At 41.2% G+C, this 19,842-nt stretch carries 23 protein-coding genes and 2 pseudogenes; 13 read left to right on the forward strand and 12 right to left on the reverse strand.

Annotated features, from left to right (window positions below; translation table 11 throughout):
- Window positions 1-133: 133 nt before the first annotated feature.
- Complete coding sequence (locus G5B12_RS15510) at window positions 134-499, forward strand: hypothetical protein (protein WP_174088740.1); 366 nt, start codon at window positions 134-136, stop codon at window positions 497-499.
- Between the two features lie 74 nt (window positions 500-573).
- On the opposite strand, the gene G5B12_RS15515 is transcribed toward G5B12_RS15510, so the two are convergent.
- Together G5B12_RS15515 and G5B12_RS15520 are read right to left on the reverse strand one after the other, a co-directional pair.
- A complete protein-coding gene (locus G5B12_RS15515) occupies window positions 574-783 on the reverse strand; it encodes a DUF6219 family protein (protein ID WP_005421572.1) in 210 nt (69 codons plus the stop codon).
- Between the two features lie 59 nt (window positions 784-842).
- Window positions 843-1,022: a hypothetical protein gene (locus G5B12_RS15520; RefSeq protein WP_442859967.1), complete on the reverse strand. Its 180-nt coding sequence runs from the start codon at window positions 1,020-1,022 to the stop codon at window positions 843-845.
- An 813-nt stretch (window positions 1,023-1,835) separates the two neighbouring features.
- On the opposite strand from G5B12_RS15520, the gene G5B12_RS15525 reads away from it, so the two are divergent.
- On the forward strand, window positions 1,836-2,474 hold the full coding sequence (locus G5B12_RS15525) for a DUF1847 domain-containing protein (RefSeq protein WP_008705300.1): 639 nt from the start codon (window positions 1,836-1,838) through the stop codon (window positions 2,472-2,474).
- Between the two features lie 124 nt (window positions 2,475-2,598).
- On the opposite strand, the gene G5B12_RS15530 is transcribed toward G5B12_RS15525, so the two are convergent.
- The 4 genes from G5B12_RS15530 to G5B12_RS15545 form a co-directional block, all read right to left on the reverse strand.
- The gene (locus G5B12_RS15530; protein WP_330597755.1) at window positions 2,599-2,886 is read right to left on the reverse strand and encodes a tyrosine-type recombinase/integrase; all 288 of its coding nucleotides are present in this window, start codon (window positions 2,884-2,886) and stop codon (window positions 2,599-2,601) included.
- A 96-nt stretch (window positions 2,887-2,982) separates the two neighbouring features.
- Window positions 2,983-3,435 carry a VOC family protein gene (locus G5B12_RS15535; protein WP_015517515.1) on the reverse strand — a complete coding sequence of 151 codons (453 nt, stop codon included), beginning with the start codon at window positions 3,433-3,435 and terminating at the stop codon, window positions 2,983-2,985.
- Window positions 3,436-3,620: 185 nt separating this feature from the next.
- Complete coding sequence (locus G5B12_RS15540; RefSeq protein WP_118512131.1) at window positions 3,621-3,824, reverse strand: hypothetical protein; 204 nt, start codon at window positions 3,822-3,824, stop codon at window positions 3,621-3,623.
- A 26-nt stretch (window positions 3,825-3,850) separates the two neighbouring features.
- Window positions 3,851-4,330 (reverse strand): hypothetical protein, encoded by a 480-nt coding sequence (locus G5B12_RS15545; RefSeq protein ID WP_242997149.1) that lies wholly within the window; start codon window positions 4,328-4,330, stop codon window positions 3,851-3,853.
- Between the two features lie 546 nt (window positions 4,331-4,876).
- Here G5B12_RS15545 and G5B12_RS15550 point away from each other — a divergent pair.
- On the forward strand, window positions 4,877-6,085 hold the full coding sequence (locus tag G5B12_RS15550) for an IS110 family transposase (protein ID WP_119248375.1): 1,209 nt from the start codon (window positions 4,877-4,879) through the stop codon (window positions 6,083-6,085).
- A 119-nt stretch (window positions 6,086-6,204) separates the two neighbouring features.
- On the opposite strand, the gene G5B12_RS18400 is transcribed toward G5B12_RS15550, so the two are convergent.
- Window positions 6,205-6,450, reverse strand: a complete 246-nt coding sequence (locus G5B12_RS18400; RefSeq protein ID WP_092071104.1) for a helix-turn-helix domain-containing protein — start codon at window positions 6,448-6,450, stop codon at window positions 6,205-6,207.
- A 136-nt stretch (window positions 6,451-6,586) separates the two neighbouring features.
- On the opposite strand from G5B12_RS18400, the gene G5B12_RS15560 reads away from it, so the two are divergent.
- Together G5B12_RS15560 and G5B12_RS15565 are read left to right on the forward strand one after the other, a co-directional pair.
- Entirely contained in the window at window positions 6,587-7,612 is a 1,026-nt protein-coding gene (locus G5B12_RS15560; RefSeq protein ID WP_021650138.1) for a molybdopterin-binding protein, read from the forward strand.
- A 58-nt stretch (window positions 7,613-7,670) separates the two neighbouring features.
- Window positions 7,671-8,669, forward strand: coding sequence for a molybdopterin molybdotransferase MoeA (locus G5B12_RS15565; RefSeq protein ID WP_304488875.1), 999 nt, complete (start codon window positions 7,671-7,673; stop codon window positions 8,667-8,669).
- A gap of 117 nt (window positions 8,670-8,786) precedes the next feature.
- Here the strand turns inward: G5B12_RS15565 and fdhD are convergent, their stop codons facing one another.
- Window positions 8,787-9,491, reverse strand: coding sequence for a formate dehydrogenase accessory sulfurtransferase FdhD (fdhD, locus tag G5B12_RS15570; RefSeq protein WP_021976152.1), 705 nt, complete (start codon window positions 9,489-9,491; stop codon window positions 8,787-8,789).
- Window positions 9,492-9,611: 120 nt separating this feature from the next.
- Here fdhD and G5B12_RS15575 point away from each other — a divergent pair, with 120 nt between their 5' ends.
- The 6 genes and pseudogenes from G5B12_RS15575 to G5B12_RS18405 all read left to right on the forward strand — a co-directional run.
- The gene (locus G5B12_RS15575; RefSeq protein WP_015526506.1) at window positions 9,612-10,067 is read left to right on the forward strand and encodes an MOSC domain-containing protein; all 456 of its coding nucleotides are present in this window, start codon (window positions 9,612-9,614) and stop codon (window positions 10,065-10,067) included.
- Window positions 10,057-10,542 carry a cyclic pyranopterin monophosphate synthase MoaC gene (gene moaC, locus G5B12_RS15580; RefSeq protein WP_119248129.1) on the forward strand — a complete coding sequence of 162 codons (486 nt, stop codon included), beginning with the start codon at window positions 10,057-10,059 and terminating at the stop codon, window positions 10,540-10,542. Before G5B12_RS15575 ends, moaC begins: the two co-directional genes overlap by 11 nt.
- A 1-nt stretch (window position 10,543) precedes the next feature.
- Complete coding sequence (moaA, locus tag G5B12_RS15585) at window positions 10,544-11,518, forward strand: GTP 3',8-cyclase MoaA (RefSeq protein WP_119248128.1); 975 nt, start codon at window positions 10,544-10,546, stop codon at window positions 11,516-11,518.
- 6 nt (window positions 11,519-11,524) lie between these two features.
- A complete protein-coding gene (locus G5B12_RS15590; protein WP_021976150.1) occupies window positions 11,525-12,013 on the forward strand; it encodes a MogA/MoaB family molybdenum cofactor biosynthesis protein in 489 nt (162 codons plus the stop codon).
- Between the two features lie 7 nt (window positions 12,014-12,020).
- A pseudogene (gene mobA, locus G5B12_RS17670) lies at window positions 12,021-12,500 on the forward strand (molybdenum cofactor guanylyltransferase); the annotation flags it as partial.
- 3 nt (window positions 12,501-12,503) lie between these two features.
- A pseudogene (locus tag G5B12_RS18405) lies at window positions 12,504-12,578 on the forward strand (SDR family oxidoreductase); the annotation flags it as partial.
- A 47-nt stretch (window positions 12,579-12,625) separates the two neighbouring features.
- On the opposite strand, the gene G5B12_RS15605 reads toward G5B12_RS18405, so the two are convergent.
- The 4 genes from G5B12_RS15605 to G5B12_RS15620 are packed head-to-tail and all read right to left on the reverse strand — an operon-like array spanning window position 12,626 to window position 16,541.
- A complete protein-coding gene (locus tag G5B12_RS15605; protein ID WP_110103571.1) occupies window positions 12,626-13,489 on the reverse strand; it encodes a TylF/MycF/NovP-related O-methyltransferase in 864 nt (287 codons plus the stop codon).
- Window positions 13,486-14,511, reverse strand: a complete 1,026-nt coding sequence (locus G5B12_RS15610; protein ID WP_173775593.1) for an XdhC family protein — start codon at window positions 14,509-14,511, stop codon at window positions 13,486-13,488. The genes G5B12_RS15605 and G5B12_RS15610 overlap by 4 nt, the downstream gene beginning before the upstream one ends.
- Window positions 14,512-14,542: 31 nt before the next feature.
- Window positions 14,543-15,616 carry a histidine phosphatase family protein gene (locus tag G5B12_RS15615; protein ID WP_110103573.1) on the reverse strand — a complete coding sequence of 358 codons (1,074 nt, stop codon included), beginning with the start codon at window positions 15,614-15,616 and terminating at the stop codon, window positions 14,543-14,545.
- Window positions 15,609-16,541, reverse strand: coding sequence for an NTP transferase domain-containing protein (locus G5B12_RS15620; RefSeq protein ID WP_021650129.1), 933 nt, complete (start codon window positions 16,539-16,541; stop codon window positions 15,609-15,611). Before G5B12_RS15620 ends, G5B12_RS15615 begins: the two co-directional genes overlap by 8 nt.
- Before the next feature lie 209 nt (window positions 16,542-16,750).
- Between G5B12_RS15620 and G5B12_RS15625 the strand changes: the two genes are divergently transcribed.
- Window positions 16,751-17,011 (forward strand): hypothetical protein, encoded by a 261-nt coding sequence (locus G5B12_RS15625; RefSeq protein ID WP_092071079.1) that lies wholly within the window; start codon window positions 16,751-16,753, stop codon window positions 17,009-17,011.
- Between the two features lie 36 nt (window positions 17,012-17,047).
- Window positions 17,048-19,810 (forward strand): molybdopterin-dependent aldehyde oxidoreductase, encoded by a 2,763-nt coding sequence (locus G5B12_RS15630; protein WP_015526496.1) that lies wholly within the window; start codon window positions 17,048-17,050, stop codon window positions 19,808-19,810.
- Window positions 19,811-19,842: the final 32 nt, after the last annotated feature.

A 19,842-nucleotide genomic window follows, 5' to 3' on the forward strand; every position in this document is an offset into this window, starting at 1 on the left:
TACCGGAATATATGGCTCCCATTCTCCGGAATGGTGGCTCTCAAAGTCCGGACAGATGGCTCTGAGAGTCCCGGAATAATCAACCATCAAGGAAGAAGACACCGATTTCTCCTTCTTCAAGAGTTTCTTGTTTATGAATGCCCTTCAATATATGGATGCCTATGATTACCGGATGAATTTGGGAAAACTGAAAAAGGAAGTGAACAGTATCATTCTAATCTATGGACTTTGTGATATGGTCAACCGGGCAATGACACTGGTAAAATATTTTACACCGAATTTTGGAACCGAATATTATGATGTGCTTTATAGCTGCTTCTGCAGGCACAGAAAAATGGCGGACATGGAAATTATGCTTGAACTGGGGATGAGCCGGGCAAATTTTTACCGGAAGAAAAAAGCAGCGCTCCGGTATCTGGGATATTATTTTTTTGAAATCGTAGTGCCACAATCTGCAAATAAACGATATAAGCCATCTTTTCCAGAAACGGAAGAGTAGATCTGAAAGAGCCTGATGGAATCTCCCCTTTCCACCAGGCTTATATATAATGGAATACTCCCCTATTCCCCTTATTATTCCGCAGATTCTTCAGCTGCAGCTTCTTTCTTTTTTCTTGATTTGCCAGAAATCATTTTATGACCTGAGTAAATGGCCATAGCCATGCAGATCAGTGAACTGAATGCAAAATATTTATGTGCTGATTTCATATCCTTATAGCCGGTGTAGCAAGTTCCGATCATGGAAACCAGCGCACCGATGGACCAGTATTTATGTGATTTCATTTGAACCTCCTGAGCTTTTTTATATCATACATCTTTTTAAGAAATATGCAAACTGGAATTTATCGTCTTGTTCCATTCTTATCAAAATTCTTTTTTAATGCTATTTCTGTTGGGAGAATAGACCCAATTAAAGGAATAAGTTGAACACCACAGATGATTCCTCCTATACTCCCAACACAATCTTCTTTTTTTCCAATCACTAAAAGCATGAATATTACTGTTATCGGCAACATAACCATTCCACAGACATACCAGACTTTACCACAATATTTATGAGCAAATTCCCATGCGAAATTGCAGATGAACAATTATTATGGAGAAATTATAACAGAGTATTTGACAAATTATATGTGTTTTATTGTGTTGTCAGTGGAAATCTTCTCCATACTTTTTACTTTCGGAGTGGTAAAAAGTGTTGTTGTACTGTTATTTGTGGACACGGCAATTTTTATTGGATTGTTAGTAGTTGGTTTGGTAAAAATGGATTTGAGAGGGAAAGAAGTTTTATGATTCAAATTTTATATTTCAGAAATAACAATAAGATACTATTTTTCCCACGCCTACTATGAGAACGGCGGCTATGAGATAGAAATTGCATATACTGGCGAATAAAAGAACCGCTGTTGCATGGTTTATTGGCTTCCATGTAGCTGGTATTTGGCTGAGGTATTGAAAGAGCTGGGATTGAAATGAGGGAAGTGGATAAATGTTTTGATTGACGAAATAACCTATACATGATAGTATAAATCCAAAGATGATGGTCTATCAGAGAGACTGTTATATATCTTCAAGTTTAAAAAGATAATTTTCAATAATTTTTCAAAAATCAGAATCGACAATTCATGACAAATCAACCCTGAATCTGGGAACGTTTCTCATAGAAAAGAACTACAAAAAATAAGAAAATAAAAACGGAAAACCATTGTCTGTAGTATAAGTATTTGTTATTATGAAGTAAATAGCGGATATTTTACAAAGTAAAGCTTAATCTAGAGAATCTGCCAGTGGCAGGCCTCTGTAGATACCAAGGTATACAAAAGGAGAATGAAAAAATGAAAAAAGAAGACATGTCCTGTATCGACTGCGCAGTAAAAAACTGCAACAAAATGGATAAAACCTATCCGGATTTTTGTCTGACAACACACATGGATGAAGAAGTTCTAAATGAAGCTATGGAATGCTACAATGAAGACGAGAACCGCAAAGTAACAATCGCTGCAGCTGAAGTAGAGTATGAGAATTACTGCAAACATACCCGTGTCGAAGAAATCATGGATTTTGCAAAGAAGATTAATGCGAAAAAGATCGGGATCGCAACCTGTGTCGGATTGTTGAAAGAAAGCCGTATCCTGGCAGATATCCTGCGCAGACATGGCTTTGAGGTGTATGGTGTCGGCTGTAAAGCCGGAACACAGAAGAAGACATCGGTCGGCATCCCGGAATGCTGCGAAGGTGTCGGTGTGAATATGTGTAATCCGATCCTGCAGGCAAAGCTTCTGAACAAGGCGAAGACGGACCTGAATGTTGTGGTCGGACTTTGTGTGGGGCATGACAGTCTGTTTTACAAATATTCCGAGGCACTGACTACGACAGCAGTGACGAAAGACCGTGTATTGGGGCATAATCCGGTGGCGGCGCTTTATACTGCGGATAGTTATTATTCGAAGTTGAAGAAGAGTGAAGAAGAGTAATATTTCTAATTTGGGCGTTTAAAGATACATAAAGATATCCCATTCAAGCATTTCTCTTTTTATCCAACGAAAAAAAGAACACACAACACTCTGTATGTTCTCTTTCTGTATGTGAAGTCCAATATTATACTTTGAAGTAGCTATCCAATCCTTTGAACTCTTCCGCTTTCATTTCTTTTGTAACATCAGCATAGATGTTCAGTGCAGTTGAAATATCTGAATGTCCGAGTGCGTCTTGAATGACCTTTATATTTACTCCAGCTTCACACATTCTTGTTGTAAATGTATGTCTAAGCGAGTGGCAGCTAAAATGAGGAAGTAACACATCAGGTTCATCACTGTGCAAAAACTGCTCATCATTGCAATCACGGATAATTCTTCGGATTGTCTTGTAGTTTGCGAATATCCGTATAAATAGAAAAAGCCCTTTGAGAAGAGGATTTCTCCCCTCTCAAAGGACAACCAGACAAACTGAAAGTTGCCGCTTTCCTGTACTTACCATTTTTCATTAAAGCGGCTGCATCATCTCAAGAATGATTCCATCCGGGTCTCTAAAATAAAAAGCTCTACTTTCCCCAAATCCATCTGCTCTAAAATCGAAATACTGCGGTTCAGACAAGCACTCCACATTATTATCTACGAGATGTTTGTAAGCAGAATCAATATCATCTGTGTAGAAACATACTTCCGAGATAGATGTTGTAAACAAATCAGAGGGAACTTTCTTTACTTCGTTGTTTACAAACTGAATCAGCTCAACTGGCGGTGCTTCAACAGCCTTGGAGCCATTCAAATAAGCGACCCTTGCTTTGCAATTTACTCTACGAAACATTTTATCTGTTTCTTCGCCTTCCATAAAAATCTCTCCTTGAAACTCAAGCCCAAGGACATCTCTGTAGAATGCAATTGAGCGTTCCAAATCAGAAACCGTTAGTCCTACATGATAAATTCTTCCAACCATATATATTTCTCCTGTAAATTCCGATTTATCTTTGCCTTATGTTATCATAATTCGGTTTAAATTGCTATAAATAGCTTTATTCCAATAATAGAAAACCCCAGAAATAATTAAGATTCCGGGACCTTATGTTTGAACATATTTACTTTTTAATTTATTTAACAAATAAAATTTTGATTGACCTTTAGTTAATATGAATCAATCATCTGCATTAGCTTCTTATAAAATTCATTTCTATCGTTGTAAATTTTTTCCAATTCTTTTTCTGTAAACAGTGCATAGGCTCTATCAGGAACAGCTGTCAAGCCATCGCAGCTAAATGGTATGCGCCGCCCACCCCTGAAAATGGCTGCTTCCCAGTACTTTTTTCTAAAATATTTAATTATTCCCATGTAGTACCATCTCTTTCCCATATTTGTTATTGACGTTCTGGCAAGTAAAATACTTCTGTTTTTACCATATTATCATCAAAATCCATTTCTACATAATAATCTCGGACAAAATATGATCTCCAGTAATCTTGTAGTGAGTAGATATCCAGAGTTTTGAAATCGACAATGCACAGAGAGATAGCCTCTTTGCGTTCACTGTTTGATTTTCTGTATTCTAATGAAGCAGCTACTTTATTTAGGCAGTTCTGACATAAATGCTTTTCCAACATGTTGGTATCAACTTCATAATTTATCGGCAACGTCACATCTATGCTTGCCATACCACGGCTTGGAGTTCCATCTGAAGAATAAGCTATTTCACCTGTATTCCCAGAGAGGAATGAAGTTGAAGCAGCACTTTCTATCTCATTTCCGTTTTCATCGTAATTTTTCAGTGGAAAATCAATCACATACCAGTCATTCAGCGATATCAATCCAATGGTGTCAAAATTTTTGTAGTAGCTCATTAGGCTTTCTTCCGCATTTCCACATAGATAGCATTTTGATGTGTCTTCCAGGGATGAACGCAGAGCGTCAAAAGTTACATCAATGTCAGAATGGCGTTTAGCAGATACTGGTTGGGAAGATGCCTGCTCATGGGCAGAGGCATAATATGCGATGATTATGGAGATAACAATTATGACTGCCAGTATGGAAAGCCAGAAATAATCTATAATTCTTTGATTGCAAGGTATTTTGTTGTATTGCGTGTCTTGGTCAGGTTCACCTCCTCTCTACTACAATATATTTATGGTTAACATCCCTTACAACCAGTAAGGAATTATCCATCTTGTTGCTTAAGCTGTATAATGATGGAGCAATCGGTATATCGGCTTCCTTTCTTGGACTTCGCGTCCGTAAAATAGACTGATAACCAGTTCCTCATTCGCAGCGTTCGTTTTATGCAGGTTGAATCGTCACAGGCGCATTCGTGTCACACCACAGTAGATTGAATAGGCAATGAGTAAAACTGGTACTTATCCATTGCAATAATCTTAAGGAGTGACAAATTTATGAACGCAGTAGGTATCGATGTTTCTAAGGGTAAAAGTATGGTTGCTATCATGCGACCTTTCGGTGAAATCGTTTCCACCCCCTTTGAAATCAAACACACAACCAGTGACATCCATTCACTTGTAGAACTCATCAACTCTGTTGAAGGTGAGTCACGAATCGTGATGGAACATACCGGACGTTACTACGAAGTCCTTGCCCATCAGCTTTCAGAGGCTAACCTTTTCGTCAGTACCATTAACCCCAAACTTATCAAGGATTTTGATAATGATTCCCTTCGTAAAGTCAAATCTGATAAAGCGGATGCCGTTAAGATTGCACGCTATGCACTTGACAAATGGCAAAATCTTAAACAGTATAGTGTTATGGATGAATTACGCAATCAGCTTAAAACCATGAACCGTCAGTTTGGCTTCTACATGAAGCATAAAACAGCCATGAAGAATAATCTTATCAGCATCCTTGACCAAACCTATCCTGGTGTTAATACTTACTTTGACAGTCCTGCACGCAGTGATGGCAGCCAGAAATGGGTTGATTTTGCATCTACATACTGGCATGTGGACTGTGTCCGTAAAATATCCCTAAATGCCTTTATCGACCATTATCAAAACTGGTGCAAACGCAAGAAGTACAACTTCAGTCAGTCAAAAGCTGAAGAAATCTATGGAAAAGCGAAGGAACTTGTTCCTGTACTTCCAAAGGATGCCATTACAAAGCTTATTATCAAGCAAGCTATAGACCAGCTTATTAGTGTCTCTACAACTGTTGAGTCACTACGCACTCTCATGAATGAAACTGCATCCAAACTCCCGGAATATCCTGTCGTTATGGCTATGAAAGGTGTTGGAACTTCACTTGGTCCTCAGTTGATGGCTGAGATCGGAGATGTTTCCCGTTTCACTCACAAAGGTGCTATTACTGCATTTGCCGGTGTAGATCCTGGTGTTAATGAATCTGGAACCTATGAACAAAAAAGTGTTCCTACCTCAAAACGTGGCTCTGCAGATCTACGAAAGACCCTATTTCAAGTAATGGATGTTCTTATCAAGATGATGCCACAAGATGATCCGGTATATCAGTTCTTGGATAAGAAACGTTCTCAAGGTAAACCCTATTATGTCTATATGACTGCGGGTGCCAACAAGTTTATAAGAATCTACTATGGTCGAGTGAAAGAATATCTTGCATCTCTTCCAGAATCTTAATTATCCACTAATATTTTCAGACCAGCACTGGTGTGGTGGTCTTATTTTGATACCCAATTTTCAACCTGTATAAAATTTTCAATGTTCTTTCAATTTAGCCTTGACTTTTTATTTGCAGGCTATTTCGTCGAGTTTTTTAAGAAATCAATCTCCATTTGTTGCTGCTGTGTTTGAGCTTTTAGTAGTCGGTTTTCAGCTTTCAACTTCTCAATATCTGATAATTGAGAAATCGCTTTGTTCTTACCTCGTCGATCATATAATCCTTCGATTCCTTTATCTTTATATTTTCTAACCCATGCATAAACTTGTCCGTAGGAGCAACCATATTTATTCGCTGTAGAAGAATAATTACATCCCGTGTTCAAGGCTTTGCGGTATTTTTTTGGATTTCAATGTGTCAAACTCCCGTGTTTATGAAAGTTGTGTTTTTCTTGGCAATATGTTACAATTACTCCATATAAATTTATAACTTTTCTAGACAGAAAGTAAAAGGGGAACGTCATGAAGTGTATTAAAACAACGGACGCGGTAGGACATGTACTGTGCCATGATATTACCAGAATTGTGAAGGATGTGGTAAAAGATACAGCCTTTCGTAAAGGACATATTGTACAGGAAGAAGATATTCCGGTTTTGCTATCTCTGGGAAAAGACCATCTTTATGTGTGGGAGAAGGATGAAAATACTTTGCATGAAAATGAAGCAGCGCAGATTCTGTGTGATGTGTGCATCAATGAGAATATGCATCCAACGGATGTAAAAGAAGGAAAAATTGAGTTGATTGCAGATTGTGACGGAGTATTTCAGGTGGATGTGCCGAGGCTGGATGCTATTAATGAGATCGATGAGATTATGATTGCCACCCGTCATACAAATTTCCCGGTAAAAAAAGGTGACCGTCTTTTAGGAACCCGTGTGATTCCGCTGGTGATTGCAAAAGAAAAAATGGATTTGGTGAAGAAAACAGCAGGAGAAAAACCGCTGGTATCGCTGGCACCTTATAAGAAACGGAAGGTAGGAATTGTAACCACCGGAAATGAAGTATTTTATGGAAGAATTAAGGATACTTTCACACCGGTAATCATCGAAAAAATGAAATCTTACGGTGCTGAAATTCACGGACATATTCTGTGCAATGATGATATGGAAAAAATCACTGCCGCTATTATGAAATTAAAAGAAGAAGGGGCAGATCTGATTGTCTGTACCGGTGGTATGAGCGTGGATCCAGATGATAAGACACCGGGCGCGATCAAAAATACAGGAGCGAGAATCGTATCTTATGGTGCTCCGGTACTTCCGGGAGCGATGTTCCTGTTATCCTATCTGGAAGATGGCACACCGGTAATGGGACTGCCGGGATGTGTGATGTATGCAAAAGCCACCGTATTTGATCTTGTTCTGCCACGTATTATCGCAGGTATAGAAGTGACAAAAAAAGATCTGGCACATATGGGAAATGGCGGATTCTGTCTTGGTTGCAAAGAATGTCATTATCCGAACTGCAGCTTTGGAAAGGGCGTATAAGAGCAGGACAGGAGGAATAAGCATGGAAAAGCTTACGGTAGAGTAGGCACTGGAAGCACTGCTGGAACATACAAAAGTAATAGAGGAAACGGAAACTGTACCACTTTTGCAGGCATGTGGAAGAGTGTTGGCAAAGGATATGATTGCAGGATTTGATAACCCGCCGTTTGACAGATCACCTGTGGATGGTTATGCCTGCAAAGCGGAGGATATAATGGATGCATCAGAAAGTCATCCGGTACAGTTGACGGTATTGGAAGAGATTGATGCGGGGCAGTATTCCAGAGTCACAGTGGAAAAGGGGCAGGCGGTTCGGATTATGACAGGCGCAGCTATTCCGAAAGGCTGTGACTGCTGTGTCCGTCAGGAGGATACAGATTATGGAGAAGAGACTGTCAGAATCTTCCGTCCGACCGGACAGTGGCAGAATTACTGTTATCAGGGAGAGAATTTTAAAAATGGAACGGTTCTTTTGAAAAAGGGTGACAAAATCGGATTTATTGAAGCAGGTATACTGGCCAGTATGGGAGTCATAAAAGTGAAGGTTTATCGTCGGGTAAGAGCAGCTGTTCTGACTACCGGAGATGAAGTAATGGCACCCGGAAAAAGATTGATTCCGGGGAAGATTTATGATTGTAATCAGGGACTTCTGGCGGCTCGCATGAAAGAATTTGGTGCAGAACTGGTGGAAGTGGCAGCCATAGAGGATCGCCCGCAGGCTATGACAGCAGCAGGCGAAGTCATGGCTCTGGACTGGGGAATTACATTGCAGTGTGATACCACAGGAAAAGAAGACGCCAGCAGTGTAGGAGTGCGAAGTCACTTTATACATCCGGTACTACCGGAAGCAGATGGCACAACGAAAAACGTATTTCCATGTAAAGTGGAAAGAGTGATTGAGGACGTGTTTTCGTATATCTTGATCGTATCTACGAAAGAAGAAGCCAGGATTCGCGTAGATGTGACGAAAGAACAATGGCAGCAGTACCAAAAGCATATTTCTGGAAATAAGATATGGATTGGGATAGATGAAAAAGATGTGATGTTATTAAAATAAATGAAAGAATCACCGTATCAAGGTTGAGGTAATCTATGATACGGTGATTCTTTCGTGAAAAATGCGAAAAAGCTTTCAATATCCAGTTCCGGTGGTTTAATATGTGGTTGTCAAACATTATTTCGTAAATACTTTCATTCGATCCCTTCTGGCTGCACAGATCAGGGTCAGGTGATATTTTTTTGCAAGATCAATTGCTTCAGAAGTAGGAGAAGCCTTGCTGGAGAGAATTGGAATCCCTGCATGGATGACCTTTAAAGTCATATCAGTAGGTATTCTGCCGCTGGAATATACCATACATTGATGCAGGTCAATATTGTGCCGCAGAGCGTAGCCGATCACTTTATCCAAAGCATTGTGCCGTCCGATATCTTCGCAGGAAAACAGAATGTGATCTTTTTGAGCGAGAATGCAGCTATGTGTGGCAAAGGTAATGCCATGGAGAGGAGAACCATCCGCAAAGGCATCCGCCATATGAAAGATCCATTCTGGTTTCCAGAAAATCGGTGTAAGTGACTGCGGCTCTTTGGATGTAACAAAGTAATCATTTAAAATATGATTGCCGGTACAGCAGGTAGGAGTTACTTCTACAAAGGCATCCGATGAGGATTGTGTGCTGCGTGCCGAATTTTTTAAATAGACTTTTGCACGTTTTCCATATTCACAGATATAGATATGATCTACATCTTCGGAAGACGTGATGATTTGTTCTGTCAGTAATCTTCCAAGAACCAGTTCAGTCAGATGCTGGGGCAGGCAAACAAGTTTCATAGTCAGATGATCATTTATATAGACATCCATCATATGTTCGTTAATATACATAATTTCTCCAATTGAAAAAACAATTCTTTTATCATGTTTACTATGTGTTATACTAGATCTAGTATAATGGACATCTCTTTATTTCGAAAGAGTGAATTGAGGGATGAAGGAGGAAATAAAATGGGAAAGATTATGGCGGTAAATATCAGTGAGAAGAAAGGTACACAGAAAAAGAATGTACATAGTGCCAGACTGATGGAAGAATTTGGAATCGAGAAGGACGCCCATGCCGGCAAGTGGCATCGCCAGGTGAGTCTTCTTTCTTATGAAAAAATAGAAGAATTCAAGGCAAAGGGAGCACCGATCGAAGACGGAGCATTTGGAGAAAACCTGATTGTAAGTGGATACGATCTGAAGGCATTGCCGGTTGGCACCAGACTTCGCAGCGGAGAGGTATTATTAGAAGTGACACAGATCGGGAAAAAATGTCATAGTGGATGTGAGATTTATAAAATTATGGGTGACTGTATTATGCCAAGAGAAGGTATCTTTACCAGAGTACTTCATGGTGGCGTATTGACAGAAGGCGATGAAATTGTGATAGAGAAGGCAGCAGGTGAGGCAGATGGAGAATAAGCTGAATCATTTTGATCAGAAGGGTAACGCTGTTATGGTGGATGTGTCCGGAAAGATACCGACATCCAGAACAGCAGTAGCAAAAGGCAAGATTCGTGTCTGTCAGGCTGTGATGGATGCAGTGAAACAGGGGACTGTGAAAAAAGGAGATGTACTTGGAGTAGCAAGAGTGGCTGGCATTATGGCGGTAAAACAGACATCTCATCTGATTCCGATGTGTCATCCGCTGATGATTCAGAAGTGTTCGGTAGATTTTGAACTGGATGAAGAAAATCTTGAAATTACGGCAATCTGTACAGCCAAAACGGAAGGTCAGACCGGTGTGGAGATGGAGGCGCTTACTGGTGTGAATGTGGCACTTTTGACAATTTATGACATGTGTAAGGCAATTGACAAGTCCATGGAGCTGACGGACATTCATCTGGTAGAAAAAAGCGGAGGAAAAAGCGGGTTATATCGAAACCCGAAAGAATAGTATGAAGGATAGATTTGGAAGAGAGATTGACTATCTGCGGATATCCATTACAGATCGATGTAATCTCAGGTGCGTCTATTGTATGCCGGAAAATGGAGTTGTGCAGATCTCGCATGAAGAAATTCTGACTTATGATGAGATTACCAGAATCAGCAGATGTATGACTGGTTTAGGTATACGTAAGATCAAACTGACCGGAGGAGAACCGTTAATTAGAAAGAATTGTGCCACACTGGTTCGAATGTTAAAAGAACTTCCTGGCATCGAAAAAGTGACATTAACGACCAATGGTGTATTGCTCGAAGAACAGATAGCAGATCTAGCAGAAGCGGGGCTTGATGATATAAATATCAGTCTGGATACTTTAAATGCAGCAGAGTTTGCAAAGGTAACCAGGAGAGAAAGTCTGGATCGGGTGCTGTATGGAATCCAGGCGGCATTACAGTATCCGCAGATTGGATTGAAGATTAATTGTGTGCCGGTAGTGGAAGAGCAGGAAAATCTGGTATCGATAGCGAGACTTGCAAAGCAATATCCGATTCATGTTCGTTTCATTGAAATGATGCCGATTGGATATGGAAAGGATTTTCAGTTTCGGGGAGAAAGTGAAATATGCGAAATATTAGAGAAAGCATATGGAAGAATGACTCCAATAAAAGAACGATATGGGAATGGACCGTGTCATTATTATAAAATAGAAGAATTTCAGGGTAAAATAGGATTTATCAGTGCGATGACGCATAAGTTTTGCGACCAGTGTAATCGTGTGCGTATGACAGCAGAAGGATTTTTAAAAGCCTGTCTGCAATATCAGACTGGAACGGATTTGAAGAAATTGATGCGTTCAGGATGCACAGCTGATGAACTGACAGAGGCAATACAGAAAGTAATATGGGAAAAACCGGTCAGTCATCATTTTACATCGGAAGAGATTGAGACAGATGAATGTAAATTAATGTCCCAGATAGGAGGATAAGGAATTATGAAAGCTGCGATTATCACATCCAGTGATTCTGGATATGCAGGAGAGAGAGAAGATAAAAGTGGCTCGGTAATCCAGGAAATTTTGGAAGCGAACGATTACGAAGTGGTGCATACCATTCTTTTGCCGGATGACAGAAAGATGCTGGCAGATGAGATGGCTCGTATAGCAGATGAGGGAATAGCAGAGCTGATTGTAACTACGGGTGGAACCGGATTTTCGCCGAGAGACTGTATGCCGGAGGCAACAAAGGATATTATAGAACGTGAAGTGCCGGGGATTCCGGAAGCAATGAGAGCATATAGTATGACGATTACACCAAGAGCTATGCTCAGTCGTGCAGCAGCAGGTATTCGAAAAGGAACACTGATCGTGAATCTGCCGGGAAGCCCGAAAGCAGTCAGAGAAAGTCTGGAATATATTATTCCAGCGCTGGAACATGGATTACAGATCCTGACCGGGGAGGCAACGAACTGTGCCAGAAAATAATCGGAAAATGCAGACTGATATATCTGAATTAGAAAACGGTCAGTTGGCAGAACAGCAATTGCCATCAGATTTTACGCTGGTAGTCCTGGCAGGTGGTGCCAGCAGCCATATGGGAAGGGAGAAGTCAGATCTGCTTTTAGATGGACAGACATTTTTGGAGATACAGATCGGAAAAGGATGTCAGTTGGGAGCAAAACAGATCTTAATTTCTGGATATCGTGGAACACAGTGAGGGGAAGAGATTGTGCCGGATCGAATTTCCGGTCAGGGTCCACTTGGCGGTCTGGAGAGCTGTTTTCGAAGGGCAAAGACAGAAAAATGCCTGGTGCTGGGGGTAGATACGCCGCTGGTACCTGTGGAAGAACTTCAAAATCTGTTGAAGTTCGCAATGGAAAAAGCCGACCAACCGGTGACTATGCTGTGTCATAATGGAAAAGAAGAATCGCTGATAGCGGTATATGATGCCAGACTTTATAAAGAGATCACAGATTTTCTGGCATCAGATGCATCCGACTATCTCAACGGAGCAATCATTCCGGTGGATGGAGGGTATCTCGTAAAATAGCATAATACAGAAGGCGTATAGGATTATGAAAGGCTTCCGATTAGGTTTTAAATGATTTTTCGGATAATAGCACTTCCATGCAGATCGCATACAGGATCTGCAAACAGGTGGTGTTTCAGGCAGAATTCGTCTACAGCTTTGTTACATCCGGAAAACTGGGTACTGTATACGTCATGGATCAGGAGAACTCCGCCGATAGACAGACGTTCATAAAACAGAGGTAATGCAGCAGCAGTTGGAGCATAGAGATCTGCATCTAATGATACGAAACAGAAAGTTTCATCGGTAATATCGGAAAAAGTATCCGGAAACCATCCTTTATGGATGATCACATGTGATGGATCAGGCATGATGCGAAGAACAGAGTCTACATCTGTAGAAGAAAAGTCACCTGTTTTAGCGCGAGACAGATGCCTGGAGGTTTCTACGGCAATATCTTTTTCTGAAAAGCCTTCAAAAGTATCAAAAAGATGTATTTTTCGATCTGGAAAGGCTGTACTGATCAGGCAAGAAAAATCACCCTGGAAAACACCAAGTTCTGCCACATCTCCAGGGATATTTTGTTGATGCATCTGTTCGGCTAAAAGGCGCATAACCGCAACCCGTGCATCGAACATGCGAAGTGCAGAAGGATCACAAAATGAACCGTGATAGCCCAAGTGCTCCATCTGCTGCATCATAGAACCACGCCGCTCTTCATCCAATACACCAAGAATAATCAGATCAGGAAGAAGAGCAGCGGCCTTTGATGGAGAACAGATTGGGATATTACCAATAAATTGTCCATGTTTGCGCGGATCATTATCGGCAAAGCACATGATCTGATAGGAATTTCCAAGAAGTCGGGCAGTCATCTGCCCAATTTGTCCGGCACCGAATATAATAGTTTTGTAGACATGTTTTGTCATCATTTCATAGCAGCCTTTCTTTCAGCTCGAACCTGAATCATTTGTCCTGTGATAGATATTGCGATTTCAGCAGGTGTTTCTGCTTTAATATTAAGTCCCACAGGCGTGATAATACGGTCTAATTCTCGCTCATCGATTCCATACTCTTCTACGAGACGATGAAATACACCAGCTCTTTTGGCAAGACTTCCAATGACGCCGATATAGCATGCAGGTGTGGCAAGAAGTTGTGCCTGCACAATCGTATCATAGGCATGACCTCGTGTCATGACACAGCAATAATCAGCATCTGTGATAGAAATGCTCTGATCCAGATGATCAAAATCGCAAAGGATTGTCTCTGCTGCATCCGGGAAAAGAGCAGGATCTGTAAATTCCGGACGGTCATCCAGAACGATGCAGTGAAAGTCAACACTTGCAAGTATTGGTACCAGCTTTTGTGAAACATGCCCGCCTCCAAATACATAGACAGTTCCGGATGTACCGATTTGTTCTGTAAACAGGTCACAGGTTTCATTGCGATGACGGCATGGTCTTGCAGATAAGGAAGATAAGATGGAAGAAGGAACATCAGCATTTCCAGTCAATCCATAGGATGCACTGTAAAGACTCATACCGGATGTAGCATGAAGATCACAGATCAGCCAGAAATCTTTTCGTTCTTTATATAATGTCTCAGCAGTTACGGCAAGTTCCATAATAATAGGGTCATTATGATCCAGATACTGGAAAAATGCGGTAACATCACCACCACAAATCATACCGATATTTTCAACATCTTTGCGATTCAACCGGAATTCATGTTCACAGGATTCTTTCTTTTCAAGAATATCAAGTGCCATAAGCTCTGCACGATATTCGACAGAACCTCCGCCTATGGTTCCGGCAATTCGGCCTTTTTTTCCAACCAACATACGGGAACCGGCACCTCTTGGCGTTGATCCTGAGGAAGCAACGATGGATGCAAGCACAAGGTCGTTTCCTTTTTGAAATTCTTGTTGTATGATCTGAAATAAAGTTCTCATATATAAAACACCTCCTGTAATTTTCTATAAGTCATATCGTCATGTGACAGATGGTCTGTATCATATTTTGCAGATCAAGAGCCTGTTTAAGCTGTCGTTCATGAGATTTCAAAGCTTCGGGACTGTTACATTTACACAGACTTTCCGCAAATCGTTTTTCGATGGTTACACGTTCGGTTTCCTGAATCAGTTTATCTGATAAAAAGACGATAGCCGCTTCATTCAGAAGTGTCTTCTGTAAACCATGATGTTGTGAAATAATCTGACTGATTTCAGTATAGCCTAATTGTAAGAAAAGATCACCACCTGTTTTGGTGTGATGTTTTTGAAGTCTGGCAATATCGTGAAGGAGTGCTCCGGAGCGAATTAGTTTTTTATTAAAAAAGTAACCATGAGATTCCAGCAGATCGCAGAAATGGCAAGCCAATTCAGTCACTGCATCACTGTGCGCTTGTACATGATGAGGAAGAGACACCGAATCGCGAAGCATCCGGCATAGTTCGTCATGCAAGTCAGGATGAGGCAGCAGGTAAGTCAAATCGGATAAGACAACATGATCGTTATCGTCTGTGTTCAGATGATAATAGGAACCACATGGAAGACGAAAATACTGTCTGGCATGCTGTTTTGAATCAAGCAAATACAGATAAGAAGAAATTACATCTGTATGAGCAACAATCGCAATATCACCCTCAGAAGAACGAAGAATCTCATAAATTGCCTGCGAAAAACGCATGCCAGATGCGAAAGGAGTTTCTGCTCCTGGAATCGGGTAATCAGGATTCATTCCACGTGCTTCATATATGTCCGGCCATCTTTTGCGTATCTCATCAAATGAAAGACCATCCCATTCTCCCAGATTTCGTTCTGTTAAATCTGAGATAGTGATATGTGGAAGATCAGGTGTGATATGTGCAGCCGTTTCCATAGCTCTTGACAAAGGACTGCAGTAAACAGCAGTTATTTTATCATCCAGTTCTCCGTGAAGAAGGACTGACTGCAGATGTCCAAGCATAGATAAAGAAAAATCAGTCTGACCGATACAGTAAGAATGTTCATCTGGATATTGTGGTTTTCCGTGTCGAATAAGATAAAGATTACGCATTGAAAAATCCTCTGAAACACTTTTCAAATATTGCTTCGGAACAGGTACGTGTTTCCTCTGAAAAACGGGCATATCGCTTCAAAAATTCTTCTCCGTATGGTGTCAGCTCACTGTGACTGCCCTTTACACCGCCCTGACTTCGAATAATCAGCGGTTCATGAAGCTGAGATTCTAATGTATGGATCAGATTCCAGCTGGTGGAGTAGGAAATGTGCATGCGTTCGCAGGCATCACGAACAGATCCTGTTTCATGAATCAGTGTAAGCAGCGAATAAAGCTGTTCATCAAAGAAGACCTTTTCCCGTGCCAGCTGAATCTGAATCTCTGAACGGATCAGACTTTGATTGTGTGCACGAAGAAGTTCTACATAATCCTCTGGTGTATCCGCATCATGAATGATTCCAGGATCTTCTACATTTAAACAATACATGGGAGTTCCACAATGTTCTACAGCACCCTTCAGACCAGTGTTTCCATCATTGCTTAAAATGGACTCAATTAATGAGGAACGAATCAGGATCGGATGACCTGGAGTTCCGTTACAGACCGGAGTGACAAGAGGCTGTCCAAGAGAAAGCATTTGTGTAACGGTATGTGCTGTGAATAGTGGAACATCTACAGGTGTAAAGAGTACCGTATCCACTTTGTCTTTTAAATATTCCAGTCCAATCCTGACAGAATCAAACATATGAGTAGTTTCATAGTCCTCATTTCGAAGAAAAATAACATGATTGGAAGCAAGGTGGCGTTCCAGAGCATCCGCATTGTATCCGGTTACCACCACTATTTTAGAGATTCCGGCCTGCCGGAAGTTATTAATCACACGCTGCGCGATGGAAATGGATCCAAGCTGAAGCATGGGCTTGAAGTCTCCCATTCGTGACGATTTCCCTGCAGCTACGATGAGAGCACCTGTCTGCATCATAGATACCTCCTAAAAATAACATTGTACAAATTTGATATTATTATAGCATGAAAAGTGAGGATAAATAGTAAAATTTTTAAATAAAGTAATAAAAACAATATAAAAAATGGCGAAAATAGCCAACTAATAATTATTTACAATTTGTAAAACTGTACAAAATTATGATAACATGAAATTATACAAAATAATGTAAACAGGAGAACGTTTCCATGGATAAGATTTTTGAAATTACCGCAAAAGAAGTTACGATACAGGTAAAAGATGAGCGCACAGGAGAGCAATACAGTCGGACACTTCCGATTGATTATTATGAGAATGCGAATGTTTTAAAACTCAGCGGTGAGAATTTGGACGGAAGCAGCTCTTCCATTGTTTTCTATTCTGTCAGAGGAATGGAAAGACTTAAAGATCTGACGGGTAAGGGAGTCGATCATGATCCATGCGGAACACATAAGTCAGAAGATTTGTAACATCGGAACGTGTATTTTTTAAAGGAGGAATGAAACATGATTAAAAAGACATTGAAGATCAATGGTGTGGAGCGAATCCTTATTCTTGATAAGGATGAGACACTGGCTCAGGTACTTCGTGAGCATCTTCTTCTTACAGGATGTAAGATCGGTTGTGGAGAAGGTCATTGCGGAGCATGTAATGTTATTATGAACGGAAAAGTTACAAGATCCTGTATTTACAAGATGAGCCGTGTTCCGGACAATGCAGAGATCACAACAATCGAGGGTGTGGGAACAATTTCTGATATGCATCCGATACAGGTTGCATGGATGGCATATGGATGTGCACAGTGTGGTTTCTGTTCACCAGGTTTTATTATTTCAGCAAAGGTTCTTCTCGATAATAATCCGAGCCCTACCCGTGAAGAAGTGAGGGACTGGTTTAACAAGCAGCGTAATCTCTGTCGTTGTACAGGTTACAAGCCGCTTATCGATGCGACCATGGCGGCAGCAGCAGTTATGCGTGGCGAGATGACTAAAGAAGACCTCGTATTCAAGCAGACAGGTGATTCTATCGTCGGTACAAACTATATCCGTCCATCAGCAGCACAGAAGGTAACAGGTACCTGGGATTTCGGTGCAGATGATGCATTAAAGATGCCGGAGGGAACTCTTCGTCTTGCACTTACACAGGCCAAGGTTTCTCACGCAAATATTCTCAGTATCGATACAACAGAAGCAGAGAGTATGCCGGGAGTTGTTCGTGTTATTACAGCGAAGGACATTAAGGCAGCAGGCGGAACCAACAAGATCAATGGTCTTGTAATGCTTCCGAAACACAATAAGACAGACGGATTTGAGCGTCCTGTACTCTGCGACGAAAAGATCTTTCAGTTTGGTGATGCGATTGCGATCGTAGCTGCCGACACAGAAGAGCATGCACGTGCAGCAGCAGATGCAGTTAAGGTGGAGATCGAAGAACTTCCTGCATATATGAACGCAATGGATGCAATCGCACCGGATGCAGCAGAGATCCATCCTGGTACTCCAAACGCATTTTTTGAGACAAACTGTATCAAGGGACCGGACTTTGACTGGGACAGCATTCCGGATTCACAGCAGGTTGAGATCGAGTCCTACTGTTCACGCCAGCCTCATCTTCACCTTGAGCCGGACTGTGGTTATGGATATATTGATGAAGACGGTATGATAACAGTGCATTCCAAATCTATCGGTATACATCTTCATATGCCTATGATCGCAGATGGTATCGGTGTACCAATGGAAAACTTAAGACTTGTTCAGAACCATGCAGGCGGAACATTTGGTTACAAGTTCTCACCGACAAATGAGGCTCTGATTGGTGCAGCTGTTAAGATTCTGGAACGTCCGGTATCGCTGGTATTTAATCAGTTCCAGAACATTACTTATACAGGAAAGAGATCTCCTGCATTTATGAATATTAAGCTTGCAGCAGATGAAAATGGTAAACTCTTAGCACTTTGGGGTAACAACTATGTAGATCACGGTCCATATTCAGAATTTGGCGATCTGCTTACCATGAGACTTTCTCAGTTTACAGGCGCAGGTTATGGAATTAATTCTATTCGTAATAAATCAACAACCGTATTTACAAACCATGCATGGGGCTCCGCATTCCGTGCTTATGGTTCACCACAGTCTTATATGGGATCTGAGATTGCAATTGACGTGCTGGCAGCTAAGATGGGAATCGATCCGTTTGATATCCGTGAAATGAACTGCTATAAAGAATCAGAGGGCACTACCATCCCGACAGGTTATCCACCGGAGGTATATTGTGAGGAAGATTTGTTTAAGAAAGCACGTCCATTGTATGAAGCGGCGAAAAAACGTGTTGCCGAAAAGAATGCAGCTTCTGACGGAAAGATGAAATATGGTATCGGTGTATCTCTTGGAGTATACGGTTGTGGTCTTGATGGTGTTGATACATCAAATGCATTTGCAGAATTAAATCCGGATGGAACCGTTACGATGTATGCTGCATGGGAAGATCATGGACAGGGGGCTGATATGGGTGTTCTTGTATCATCTCATGAAACACTGCGTCAGGCAGGAATCAGACCGGAACAGATTAAACTGGTTATGAATGATACGAAGACATGTCCGAATGCAGGACCTGCAGGAGGATCACGCTCACAGGTTATGTCAGGTAATGCATGTCGTCTGGCTGCAGAAAATCTTGTAGCAGCAATGAAGAAAGAAGACGGAACATTCCGTACTTATGATGAGATGGTAGCAGAAGGGCTTGCAACAAAATATGAAGGTAACTGGGTAACTACATTCTGTGCAGATCATCCGATCGATCAGGATACCGCACAGGGCGATCCATTTGCAACTTATATGTATACTATCTTCCTGCCGGAAGTTGCTGTTAATACAGAAACAGGTAAAGTTACCGTTGAGAAATTTACTTGCGTAGCTGACGTAGGTACGATCATGAACAGACTTCTTGTAGAAGGTAATTTCTATGGTGGTCTTGTACAGGGTATCGGTCTTGCTCTTTCGGAAGATTTTGAAGATTTGAACCATGACACCACTTTGAAGAATTGTGGTATTCCATATCCAAAGGATGCTCCGGATGATATTGAACTTCACTTCAATGAAACATATCGTCCAAGTGGTCCTTACGGTGCGGCTGGTTGTGGTGAGGCTCCACTGGATGCTCCACATCCTGCAATCCTGAATGCAATCTTTAATGCGACAGGTGCACGTATTACACGTATCCCTGCCCGTCCGGAAAGGGTTCTTGCAGCATTAAAAGAACTTGAGAAATAAGCTTAATTCATAATGTGGTTGGAGTAAAAGCT

Origin of the sequence: Blautia sp. MSK.20.85 (assembly GCF_013317245.1) — a bacterium.
Taxonomy (GTDB): domain Bacteria; phylum Bacillota; class Clostridia; order Lachnospirales; family Lachnospiraceae; genus Blautia_A.

What these genes read in the sequence shown, in the direction of transcription:
- G5B12_RS15525 (WP_008705300.1), top strand. Translation starts at nt 1,836, where the DNA reads ATGAAAAAAGAAGACATGTCCTGTATCGACTGCGCAGTAAAAAACTGC.
- moaC (WP_119248129.1), top strand. Translation starts at nt 10,057, where the DNA reads ATGGAGAATAAGCTGAATCATTTTGATCAGAAGGGTAACGCTGTTATG.
- G5B12_RS15520 (WP_442859967.1), bottom strand. Translation starts at nt 1,022, where the DNA reads ATGGTTATGTTGCCGATAACAGTAATATTCATGCTTTTAGTGATTGGA.
- G5B12_RS15590 (WP_021976150.1), top strand. Translation starts at nt 11,525, where the DNA reads ATGAAAGCTGCGATTATCACATCCAGTGATTCTGGATATGCAGGAGAG.
- G5B12_RS15620 (WP_021650129.1), bottom strand. Translation starts at nt 16,541, where the DNA reads ATGATGCAGACAGGTGCTCTCATCGTAGCTGCAGGGAAATCGTCACGA.
- G5B12_RS15510 (WP_174088740.1), top strand. Translation starts at nt 134, where the DNA reads ATGAATGCCCTTCAATATATGGATGCCTATGATTACCGGATGAATTTG.
- G5B12_RS15610 (WP_173775593.1), bottom strand. Translation starts at nt 14,511, where the DNA reads ATGAGAACTTTATTTCAGATCATACAACAAGAATTTCAAAAAGGAAAC.
- G5B12_RS15630 (WP_015526496.1), top strand. Translation starts at nt 17,048, where the DNA reads ATGATTAAAAAGACATTGAAGATCAATGGTGTGGAGCGAATCCTTATT.
- G5B12_RS15575 (WP_015526506.1), top strand. Translation starts at nt 9,612, where the DNA reads ATGGGAAAGATTATGGCGGTAAATATCAGTGAGAAGAAAGGTACACAG.
- G5B12_RS15540 (WP_118512131.1), bottom strand. Translation starts at nt 3,824, where the DNA reads ATGGGAATAATTAAATATTTTAGAAAAAAGTACTGGGAAGCAGCCATT.
- moaA (WP_119248128.1), top strand. Translation starts at nt 10,544, where the DNA reads ATGAAGGATAGATTTGGAAGAGAGATTGACTATCTGCGGATATCCATT.
- G5B12_RS15615 (WP_110103573.1), bottom strand. Translation starts at nt 15,616, where the DNA reads ATGCGTAATCTTTATCTTATTCGACACGGAAAACCACAATATCCAGAT.
- G5B12_RS15625 (WP_092071079.1), top strand. Translation starts at nt 16,751, where the DNA reads ATGGATAAGATTTTTGAAATTACCGCAAAAGAAGTTACGATACAGGTA.
- fdhD (WP_021976152.1), bottom strand. Translation starts at nt 9,491, where the DNA reads ATGTATATTAACGAACATATGATGGATGTCTATATAAATGATCATCTG.
- G5B12_RS15535 (WP_015517515.1), bottom strand. Translation starts at nt 3,435, where the DNA reads ATGGTTGGAAGAATTTATCATGTAGGACTAACGGTTTCTGATTTGGAA.
- G5B12_RS15515 (WP_005421572.1), bottom strand. Translation starts at nt 783, where the DNA reads ATGAAATCACATAAATACTGGTCCATCGGTGCGCTGGTTTCCATGATC.
- G5B12_RS15605 (WP_110103571.1), bottom strand. Translation starts at nt 13,489, where the DNA reads ATGATGACAAAACATGTCTACAAAACTATTATATTCGGTGCCGGACAA.
- G5B12_RS15545 (WP_242997149.1), bottom strand. Translation starts at nt 4,330, where the DNA reads ATGAGCTACTACAAAAATTTTGACACCATTGGATTGATATCGCTGAAT.
- G5B12_RS15560 (WP_021650138.1), top strand. Translation starts at nt 6,587, where the DNA reads ATGAAGTGTATTAAAACAACGGACGCGGTAGGACATGTACTGTGCCAT.
- G5B12_RS15550 (WP_119248375.1), top strand. Translation starts at nt 4,877, where the DNA reads ATGAACGCAGTAGGTATCGATGTTTCTAAGGGTAAAAGTATGGTTGCT.